This window comes from Zobellia barbeyronii (genome assembly GCF_018603515.1).
In the GTDB taxonomy this organism is placed as follows: domain Bacteria; phylum Bacteroidota; class Bacteroidia; order Flavobacteriales; family Flavobacteriaceae; genus Zobellia; species Zobellia barbeyronii.
In genome coordinates, this window is sequence record NZ_JACATN010000008.1 from 100,851 (window position 1) to 107,914 (window position 7,064).

The following is a 7,064-nucleotide window of genomic DNA, read 5'->3' on the forward strand; positions in this document are numbered from 1 at the left end:
TTGCAAAGGTCGCTATGACAGAAAAGAAAAATATCTGTATTACTATAAACTCATTAGGGCGTGGGGGTGCTGAGAAGCAATGCCTGCTGTTGGCCAAAGCACTTAAGCCTTTCCATAATGTTACGGTGGTAATTCTTAAGCCAGAACCATCGTATGAGTCTCACGTGAAGTTTATTCAAAAAGAAGAAATTAATCACATTGTAATGTCACCAAATGTGTTGGCTAATGCAGTTAATTTTATGAAATTTTTGAAAACAGAAAAGATAGATATCGTTTTTTCATTCTTGCCTACAGATACTATTTTTTCTGGTTTATGTGGTAAGGTGGCAGGTGTATCATATTCTTTTGGAGGGATTAGAAATAGTTATATGCCCAAGCTAAAATTTATGGCTTTAAGGGCCGTAAATAATTATTTTCTGGACTATACCATTGCTAATAATTTTGCGGCTTATTGTTCGTCGCAAGATTTTGGATTTAAAAAGAATGTTTTTGTAATATCCAATGGTATAGATATTAAGCCTTTTCAAGAACGAAATGCGATAACTAACAAATCAGTTTCTATAATTAGTATGGGTAGGTTGGTAGAGCAAAAGAAGTATGATGTTGCTCTTAAATGTATTCACGAACTCAAAACAAAATTGGGAGACGAATATAGATTTCATTATAAAATTGTAGGTCAAGGGCCTGAGGAAGATAATATTGTTGCTGATATACAGCGATATGGGTTAACAAGTGAAGTTGAACTTGTAACTAACCCATCAAATATCTATAAACTATTAGAAGAGTCCGATGTGTATTTGTGTACTTCTTCTTTTGAAGGGGTTTCAAATTCAGTTATGGAGGCTATGAATTGTGCTTTGCCGGTTGTAGCAACAGATGCAGGAGATAATTCAAGACTCGTAGTTCATAAGAAGACTGGTTTCATTGCTGAGATAGGTGACGCTGAGACTCTATCGGGTCATCTTGCAAATCTTGTAAAGTTACCAAGTAAAAGAATTGAAATGGGAGCTGAAAGCTATAACCATCTTGTGGAAAATTTCAGTTATGAAGCATTTCAAAATCAGTATTTAAAACTAATAGAAAATATAGAAACATTTAAAATAGATAAGGGTAACGTCTGTCTTGAAAATGTAAACGTAAGTTAGAGTGTTAACCACACTTGCAATAAAAATATAGTAGACCAACATTGAATGAAGGTATTATTACTTATTGATAGTCTTACTTCGGGAGGCAGAGAAAGAAGATTGATTGAACTTATAAAGGGATGTAAAAGCCATGAAGATATAGAATTGTCTCTGGTAACATTTTCTGACAAAGTGCACTATAAAGAAGTGTTTGAACTCGGTATTCCAATAACAATCATGAAAAGGGTTCCTAAAAAAAATCCCATGGTTTTTTACAAGCTTTATCAGTTTTGTAAGAGTTACAAACCGGATGTAATTCATAGTTGGGGTACAATGTCTACTATTTTGGCTATTCCTGCTTCTGTATTATTAGGTATTAAAATAATTAACGGAAACATCGTAAACGCAACAAAAGACATGGGTTTCTTTGATGAGCGTTTACTCAGGGCTAGGCTAACTTTTCCTTTCTCTAAGGTTATATTGGGTAATTCGTTGGCTGGTTTAGATGCGTATAGCGTACCTGAAAAGAAAAGAGTTTGTATATACAATGGCTTCGGTAATAAAAGAATAGATAATTTAAAAAATCCTGAATCTCTTAGAGAAGAGTTTGGCTTAGCTAATGAAAGAGTAGTTGGTATGGTCGCAAGCTTTACCGATAAAAAAGATTTTGCAAATTTTATAAATGCGGGTTTACGTATTTTGGATAGTCGAGAAGATGTAGTTTTTATGGCTATAGGTGATGGTCCTAACCTTGAAAAATGTAAGCAAATGATTCCTCAAGAATATGCGTCAAAATTTGTTTTTACGGGTGTTAGAAGTGATGTGGAGTCGCTAGTAAATCTTTTTAATGTGGGAATCTTAGCTACAAATACTGATGTTCATGGAGAAGGAATTTCAAATTCTATTCTTGAATATATGGCGTTGGGCAAACCGGTTGTCGCAACTACTGGAGGAGGAACTAATGAAATTGTAAATGATGGTGATACAGGTTTTTTAATTCCTAATTCCGCACCCGAAGTTTTGGCAGAGAAAGTTTTGTATCTATTAGATAATAATGAGGTTGCAGAGCAAATGGGAGCAAAAGGAAAAAATAGAATTGATGAGATGTTCAGTTTAAAGAAGATGACTTCTGCATATTATGAACTCTACCAAGATATGTTACAGTAAATTGCGCTTAACAGAAGAATATAATCGAGTAACATTAATTCAAAAGATTTCAAATCTTTGACTATGGCTGTAAAGAAAAAAATAGCTTTTTTTGGTATTAAATATTTTCCTTCTAGGGGAGGAACTAGTCGTGTGGCAGAGAATATGATTCTCAACCTTGTTGATCAATATGATATAACGGTTTACTGTTATAATAATGAAATGGCTAAAAATCACATAAAAGGAGTTAACGTCATAGAGTTTCCTGAGATAAAATTGGGAAGCTTGGGAGTGTTCATGTATTATTGGTTGTGTTGTATGCATATTAAAATAAAAGGGCAATATGATATAATTCACGCGCATAAGATTGATAGTTTTTTCTTTTTGAATGCCTTGAGTAAAGAAGCGAAGGTGGTAGCCACAGCACATGAGGCACCATACAAACGAGATAAATGGGGTAGGGTTGCTAAGTGGTTTTTCAAAATATCAGAAAAGCGATTTTTAAACTTTACAGGTATTAAGACCGCCATTTCTAAGCCTTTATGTGAGTTTTATAAAGAAAACAATAATGTAGATGTTAAATTTATACCAAACGGTATAAATTTAATGGAAAAAGTTGATCATGAGGCAGCAAAAGGTTTCTGGCCAAAAAACGTAGGACCTGATGAACCATTCGTTCTTTTTGCAGCAAGAAGAATAATGGGCACAAAAGGTCTTCATACCATGTTAAAGGCATATAAGAAAATAGATTATAAAGGGAATATTTTTGTGGCAGGTGAGTTGGATAATTACCCTGCTTACATAAAGCAAATTAGGGAGTTGGGTAAAGGTTTAAATGTTCATTTTTTAGGTTTTGTAAGCCCTTTGCCAACCCTTTTGGCGCTAGTTGAGCAAAGTGAGTACTTTATTTTTCCATCAGAGACAGAAGGTATGTCTATTATGTTGCTAGAGGTTGCTAGTGCAGGAAAACCAATTGTAGCAAGTGATATTCCAGAGAATACACAAGTCTTTGATAGTAATGATGTTTTGTACTTCCAAAACAAAAATGTTGATGATTTAGCAGAAAAGTTACTTTGGGCCGAGAATAATCGTGAAGATTTTGAGGTATTAGGAAAACATGCTAAAGCAAAGGTAGAAGATCAATATACTTGGGATAGGATTACTCATGAATATAGCGCCATTTATGATAGTATCTAAACTGTAAGCTAAGAATTATAGGGCTAAACTAATTTGTCTTATTTTACAGTGGTAAAGATTTTAGTAATGAGGAATTTTTCTGGTTTTGGAATTCTAATTGGTATAATAGGCCTTTTAGCTATTACTACTGCGACCGTGTACGTGTCTACAGATAATTTTTTTTCTGATTCCTTATCTCCAATTAATTACAATACAACTTCTCTTACTAAATTAGACACTACTGCATATTGCCATTCTAAAGGAGGAAAGGCAAATGAAAGCGGCCTCAAAGAGTGGTGTTGGAAGAATTTTACTACACCTAAATATTCAGGAAGAAAAGGTTCTAACTTAATAAAGGGACAATTAAAGTTAAATTCTGAGTGCTCTGAAAATCAAATATCTATTGTTGATGGCCAGATAAGATTTGGTGTTAATCCGCAAAAACCCAAGCCAGCTAAGTGGTGTTCGAAAGAATATAATTATCGGGCAGAGTTGAGTACAGCACCCTGGCCGGTAAATCAAGAAAAAGGTACCGAAGAATGGTTTGGTTGGACATATACATTTGGAGATAATTATAGTATTGACTCCAAAGTACCTTGGCTCTTCTTTCAAATACACGAGGGTACTACAGGTCTCCCCCCTCAAGTAGCGTTGTGGTGTATGAATAATAAAGGTCCTGGTAGCGGTAAGCCCGGAGAAATTCATGTGGTAAATAATGCTAGTGCATACAAGAATCAATATTCTCCAACAGGAGTTACTCCTCTTGCCGGTCAAACGGTTTCAATCGTTGTTCATGTAGTTTATGGTGATTCTTATAACGGATTATTAGAGGTGTGGCTAGATGGTAGAAAAGTGCATGGTCGTAATGTCAGAACAGTGCGAGCTTCTAATGAGGTAGGAGGTAATGCAAAATGGGGTATTTATAAATGGCGATGGTCGGATAGTAAAGGTGTGGAACAATCACTTTTGCAAGGAATAGATCATTTGGAAACTTTTATGGGCCCACTCAAAATAGTCACAAGAAAACCTGGTGAGCTTAATTATTTAGATGATGCATATCAAATGGTTGCTCCTAAATAAAGAATTTCTACATCTTTATTTTGTTGTAATTCGCATAGGTAACCTTAGCTTTCTACAGTGCTAAGTCTTCATTTTATAGGTCAGTTTTTAAAGAAATATATTATTTCGATGTACTGCATCTCTTCATTGCACTAATTCCATATTATGCCCGTTAGATTTAAACTGGAAATAAGATAAATTCTAATGAGTGTTTTTGTAAAAATTTTCTAAAGAATTAAAATATCCCGTATGACAGAACTTAAAAGTTAAACACATCTTTTTTAGGAGGCGACCTACCAAATCCTAAATACAGATTTATATAGTATTTATGAAATTCCCAAAGATTACCATTGCATATCTATGCGCTCTTACCGTTTTATCGTGTGGTAAAGATAACCTTGGCCAAGGCGAGATTAAAAGTGTAGAAATACAGAAAGAGATTGATGAAGAAGAGATTCAGGCTGATGAAATTGATGCTGGAACTGATACTGAAAGTGAACTAGATGAAATTTTAGAAAGTCAAAAAAATAATCAAGAAGAAAATCCATCACCAGGAGACACTTCGGCATCTGTACCAGAAATGGGTTGTTTTACAAAGGGAGGCTCCGCAGAAGAAATCGGACTCAAAACTTGGTGTTGGGAAGATTCCACTATTCCAGAATATTCAAATAAAAAAGGTGTGCTTTTTAGTGATGGTCAATTAAAAGTGGATTCTGAGTGTTATGAAAAGCAAGTTTCTGTCGAAGACGGTCAAATTAAGTTTAGCTTAAACCCTACTTACCCTGCTGTGGAGGATTGGTGTTCCCGCGATTTTAATATGCGTGCAGAAATTAGTACACAACCCTGGAAAGTAAATCATTCTAAAGGTACCGAAGAATGGTTTGGCTGGAGTTATACTTTTGGTTCGGATTACATTATAGATAAAAGCAATCATTGGTTATTTTTTCAAGTTCACCCTGGTGTAGTAGGAGAATCACCTCATACAGAATTAATGATTATTAAGGATGGTCAAATCAACGGGCATAATGCTGGAGAGATATTTGTTATAAATGCGGCAAATGGAAAAGATTATCATCCTACCGGTATTACTCCAAAAGCTGGTGAAACATTTAATATTGTTGTTCATGCAGTTTGGGGAGATACTAGCAATGGCTTATTACAGGTTTGGATTAATGGGCAAAGTCTTTATAATAAACAGGTAGCTACCATTTATAAAGCTTATCCATGGGGGGGTAATGCCAAATGGGGTATTTATAAATGGCCATGGGCAGATGCTGAAGCTGTAGCGCTATCTCAAAATCAAGGAATTTCACATCTTGAAACTTTTATGGGACCATTGCGGATGATAACTAGAAAACCTGGCGATTTAGACTACGGAAAAGATTCATATGCCCTAGTATCACCTAATTAGTTTTTTTCCTAATAACATATTTCTCTTAGGATAATTTTTTTTCGATGAAGTGCACAATAAATTATTTTGTGCACTTCATCGATCTTTTATGGTTTACGTCGACTTTTTCGTGTCATTTGTGCGTATATAGCGTCGTAGTTATTTTTCAAAAGTAGAAAAGCCCCAAGAGAAACCTTATGAAATTATACCCCCAAAAGACATTGGCCTACTCCATATGCTTTGTAGTAGTCACATTTTTACTCAATTTATCTTGCAACAAAGATGTAGATACACTTCATGATGCTGTCTTAAATAAAACGGCCCCTGTAATTGACAGTGAGATAGATGCGCCTGTTGAAGTAGCGGAAGAACAAGTGATAGAACTTATTGAAGAAGCTGTAGATTCAGTTGAAGTGGAAAGTAGAACTGCTATTTTTTATCCAATACACGATGCCTATATCCAAAATGGTATTGGATATAATGAGGCTGTAATAAGATTGCAAGAAGAGCAGCGCAAGAGTTATCTAATGTTCGATTTAAGTCCTATTGATTCTATTGGTGGTGATATTATCAGTGCAAATTTGGAATTTGTTATCCATCTAGATGACGGTAATGGGGAGATTGATGTATTTAAAGGTGAATCTAATGACTGGACGGAAACTGAACTCTCAGAAAAATCTGCTCCCGAACAAGGTGTGCAACTTGGAGTAGTAGATCAAGAATATAGAATTGAAAATACTATTTCCATAGCTTTAGATACTACTCATTTAGAACCTTCGCTTTCTACTTTGGTTTTAGATCACAAGGATGGCGATGACCTGGCTTTTTCTGCAAAGGAAGACATAAATAGTCCAGGAAGTGCCCTAGTTATTGAATATACAGTTCCGGTTGGTTCCGATCTTATTACTTTTAATGAACCCGACCCTATTACAGAAGAAAATCTTCCAACTGAGACTAATGAAGAAAACGAAACTAAAGAAGAAGAAGTTGTTGAAGAGGAGGTTATTGAAGAGGAAGTAGTTGAAGAAGAGGTAATCGAGGAAGAGGTTATTGAAGAGGAGGTAGTTGAAGAAGAAATAATTGAGGAGGAGGTTATTGAAGAGGAAGTAGTTGAAGAAGAGGTAATCGAGGAAGAGGTTATTGAAGAGGAAGTAGTTGAAGAAGAGGTA

5 protein-coding genes and 1 pseudogene are annotated in these 7,064 nt (G+C 35.2%); all 6 read left to right on the top strand.

Annotated features, from left to right (window positions below; translation table 11 throughout):
* The first annotated feature begins 14 nt into the window (after nt 1-14).
* Complete coding sequence (locus HW347_RS19925) at nt 15-1,145, top strand: glycosyltransferase (RefSeq protein WP_214613480.1); 1,131 nt, start codon at nt 15-17, stop codon at nt 1,143-1,145.
* A gap of 45 nt (nt 1,146-1,190) precedes the next feature.
* Entirely contained in the window at nt 1,191-2,291 is a 1,101-nt protein-coding gene (locus HW347_RS19930) for a glycosyltransferase (protein ID WP_214613481.1), read from the top strand.
* Between the two features lie 63 nt (nt 2,292-2,354).
* Nucleotides 2,355-3,467 (top strand): glycosyltransferase family 4 protein, encoded by a 1,113-nt coding sequence (locus HW347_RS19935; RefSeq protein ID WP_214613482.1) that lies wholly within the window; start codon nt 2,355-2,357, stop codon nt 3,465-3,467.
* Nucleotides 3,468-3,533: 66 nt separating this feature from the next.
* Entirely contained in the window at nt 3,534-4,526 is a 993-nt protein-coding gene (locus tag HW347_RS19940; protein ID WP_214613483.1) for a heparin lyase I family protein, read from the top strand.
* A 307-nt stretch (nt 4,527-4,833) separates the two neighbouring features.
* The gene (locus HW347_RS19945; RefSeq protein ID WP_214613484.1) at nt 4,834-5,916 is read left to right on the top strand and encodes a heparin lyase I family protein; all 1,083 of its coding nucleotides are present in this window, start codon (nt 4,834-4,836) and stop codon (nt 5,914-5,916) included.
* 176 nt (nt 5,917-6,092) lie between these two features.
* A pseudogene (locus tag HW347_RS19950) lies at nt 6,093-7,064 on the top strand (hypothetical protein); the annotation flags it as partial.